This window comes from Arthrobacter sp. HMWF013, assembly GCF_003061105.1.
In the GTDB taxonomy this organism is placed as follows: domain Bacteria; phylum Actinomycetota; class Actinomycetes; order Actinomycetales; family Micrococcaceae; genus Arthrobacter.
In genome coordinates this window covers 1-3,220 of the sequence record NZ_QAIQ01000062.1, presented here as the reverse complement: position 1 = coordinate 3,220, position 3,220 = coordinate 1, and the positions used below count along the sequence as shown (strand labels likewise).

The following is a 3,220-nucleotide window of genomic DNA, read 5'->3' as shown; positions in this document are numbered from 1 at the left end:
GCATCCGCCTGCCGATCGGCGCGGTACTGGGCGAGGACCAGCGCGGCCCACAGCCGTTCCCGGTACGGATGCTGCTGCACCAGCCGCTTCAGCTCCCCCACCAAGGTGCCGTGCCGGCCCAGGGCGAGCTCGACGTCGATGAGGTCCTGGTGCGCGTCCAGCCGGGCTTCCTCCAATTCGTCCAGGTCCGGGCCCAGAAGTTCGACGTCGGCAAGGTCCGGACAGGCCGGGCCCGTGAAGAGCTCAACGGCTTGGCGCAGCTGCTCCCCTCCGCCGGTGAGGTCTCCTGCCTGCACCGCGGACTCTCCGGCCGCGACCCGAGCACGGAACTGCAGGAGGTCGAGTTCATCCTCGACGACTGCGAGGAGGTAGCCGCCCGGCTTACTTGCAAGCCGTTGGGAAGGGACGCCCTTGGGCCTATCGGGTTCGAGCAGACGCCGGAGGTTTGCCACATAGACCTGGAGCTGCGGGCCCGGCTGCGCAGGCGGGCGGCCGTCCCAGACTGCCTCTGCCAGGAAGTCGGCGGCGACCACCGAATTCGACCGCAGCGCCAAAGTTTCAAGGACTATCCGCAGCTTCCCACTGCCCACTGACACGGGCGTGCCGCCGGCAATGACCTTCAGAGGGCCCAGAACCCTGATCCACAGTGCGCCCATCGCCGAGCACCCCTCACCGACCGGCCGCAGACGCCGGCCCTGACCCTGCCCGGCACAACGGAGCTCATCCGACCAGCGACCCCGCAGCGCCCGCCCTGACACCCAATGCACCCTAAGACTCCGGGCCGCATCAACCCCCATCATGCTCCCGGGGCAGGCAGAGGGTCCAGTGTTCCCCGGTCTATTAAGGACCGGTTAAGTCCTCCGGGCCACTCTAAAGAAACCAACCCGCTTTTCTTTCGAAAGGAAATACCATGAAGACCAGCAGCATTACTCGCAGCCTGGCAGTCTCGGCACTTGCCGCAGCCGCCCTGGTTCCGGCTCAGCCGGCTTCAGCCGCCGAGGCGAACAGTATTTTTTTGAAAAAGGGCTTGGCATGTCCCGACTTCAACCTCGAATTTTCGTGGACGGGCACCATTACTCAGACGAAGGAGTTCGTCGACGAGAATGGCAACGTGGTTCGCCTCCTGTCTGCCGGCAAGGGCACCGTCAACACCTATACGAACTACGGAACCAAACCCGGCAAGCGGGAAGCTGGCGAGTCCCTCACCATCAGGACCGACGGATCAGTCACGGAAACCGTGTACAACCCCGATGGCACGCAGACCGTGACAGCCACCGGACACAACGGCCTGATCATGTTCCCCAGCGACATACCTGCAGGACCGTCGACAACCCACTACACCGGCAAAATCGTCTTCACTATCGGCACTGACGGCGTATTTACCTTGATAAGCACGTCCGGCCCGTCGATCGACGTCTGTGCGGAGCTCGCCAGCTGACGCCACAAAAACCCGTTCCACCGACGACAACTGGATAGGCACAACGAAGGGGCGGGCCACACCCCGCCCCTTCCCTATGCCCGCTCACGGCCCCGGGGCGCCCGCGCTGAAAAGTGATCGATAATCCATTGACAGAAAAGTGATCGATAACCATAATTGTGTTACCGATCACTTTCCAGTCGGAAGCCGGCATACCGTCCCTCAGGACGCGATGCCGTCCGAGTCCAAGGCAACATCGCCGTTGAAACCGGAAGACCGCCCACGTCGCCGTGGATCGTCCTGCCGAGTGAGGAACCAATATGCATGCAACTACTACCCCAGGGGAAAACTGCGCCGTTTCCCGGGCCTGCATCCCGATGGCCGGCCAGAAATTCCTGGTCAAGGGCATCGCCACCACCGGTATCAAGTAGCTTTCCCACCACCTAAGGCGCCGACGTCGACGCCGCTCCCGAAAGGAACCCCATGAACCACAGTCCCACCCGCCGGACCTATCTCAAGCTCTCCGCCGCCGTCGCAGCCTCTGTTCTCGCCTTATCCGGCTGCGCCGCCGGCGGCGCTACGCCCGCCGCAGAAGAGACCGGGCCGGTCACCATCCGGTTCACCTGGTGGGGCGGCGATGCCCGCCAGAAGGCCACGCAGAAGGTCATCGACGCTTTCCAGGCCGAAAACCCCAACATCACGGTGGTGGGCGAATACAGCGACTGGAACGGATACTGGGACAAGCTCGCCACCCAGGTGGCGGCCAACGATGCGCCGGACATCATCCAGATGGATGAGAAGTACGTCCGCGAATACGGCGACCGCGGCGCGCTGCTGGACATGAAGAAGCTCACCGGCCTGGACACCTCCGGCATCGATCCGGACACGCTGAAGAGCGGTGAGGTTGACGGCGAGCTGGTGGGCCTGGTCACCGGCGTTGCCACCTTCTGCATTGCGGCCAACCCCAGCGTCCTCGCCAAGGCCGGCGTGGCCATGCCCGATGACACCACGTGGAGCTGGGAGGACTACCGGAAGATCGGCCAGCAGGTGAGCGCCAGCGGGGCAGGCACCGGCGTCGGCGTCCAGTACGGCGACCAGGACATCTACATCTGGGCCCGCCAGAACGGTGACCGGCTCTACGACGACGAGGGCAAGGTTGTCATCAAGCCTGAAACCCTGGTCTCGTTCTGGAAGCACACCCTGGAGCTCTCAAAGTCCGGCGCCGGCCCCAAGCCCTCGGCAATCATCGAAAACGCCTCGGCCTCCCTGAACCAGACAGCCCTTGCCAAGAACGAGATGGGCTTTGCCGGTGTCTTCAGCACCCAGCTCACCGCCTACTCGGGAGCCGCCGGCCAGGAGCTCAAACTGCTCCGCCTGCCCGGCGAATCAACGTCCAAGGAAGCCGGCGCCTACTACAAGCCCTCCATGTTCTGGTCCGTCTCCTCCCGCAGCAAGCACCAGAAGGCCGCAGAGAAGTTCCTGAACTACCTGACCAACAGCCAGACCGCCGGCGACATCATGCTCACCGAACGCGGCATCCCGGCCAACACCAAGATCCGTGAAGCGATCGCGCCCAAACTGAACGCCACGGACAAGGCCGCCATCAGCTTCACCGACGCCATCGCCGACGAAGTCCGGCCCGCCCCGCCCATCACCCCTGCCGGCGGAAGCACCATCACGGACATCCTCAGCCGCTACACCTCGGACATCCTTTTCGAGCGCACCACCCCGGAAAAAGCAGCCCAGCCCTTCATCGACGAACTCTCATCCTCACTCCGGAAGTAACCATGACTGACACCCAAG

Annotated in this window: 3 protein-coding genes; 2 read left to right on the top strand and 1 reads right to left on the bottom strand. The window is 63.8% G+C overall.

The window, feature by feature from the left end; translation table 11 throughout:
• Positions 1 to 656: AfsR/SARP family transcriptional regulator (locus tag DBR22_RS02960; RefSeq protein ID WP_181364997.1), on the bottom strand; the 656-nt coding region annotated here is incomplete at its 3' end.
• 254 nt (positions 657 to 910) lie between these two features.
• On the opposite strand from DBR22_RS02960, the gene DBR22_RS02955 reads away from it, so the two are divergent.
• Complete coding sequence (locus DBR22_RS02955) at positions 911 to 1,438, top strand: hypothetical protein (protein ID WP_108597713.1); 528 nt, start codon at positions 911 to 913, stop codon at positions 1,436 to 1,438.
• 462 nt (positions 1,439 to 1,900) lie between these two features.
• Positions 1,901 to 3,202: an ABC transporter substrate-binding protein gene (locus DBR22_RS02950; protein ID WP_108597712.1), complete on the top strand. Its 1,302-nt coding sequence runs from the start codon at positions 1,901 to 1,903 to the stop codon at positions 3,200 to 3,202.
• Positions 3,203 to 3,220 lie beyond the last annotated feature (18 nt).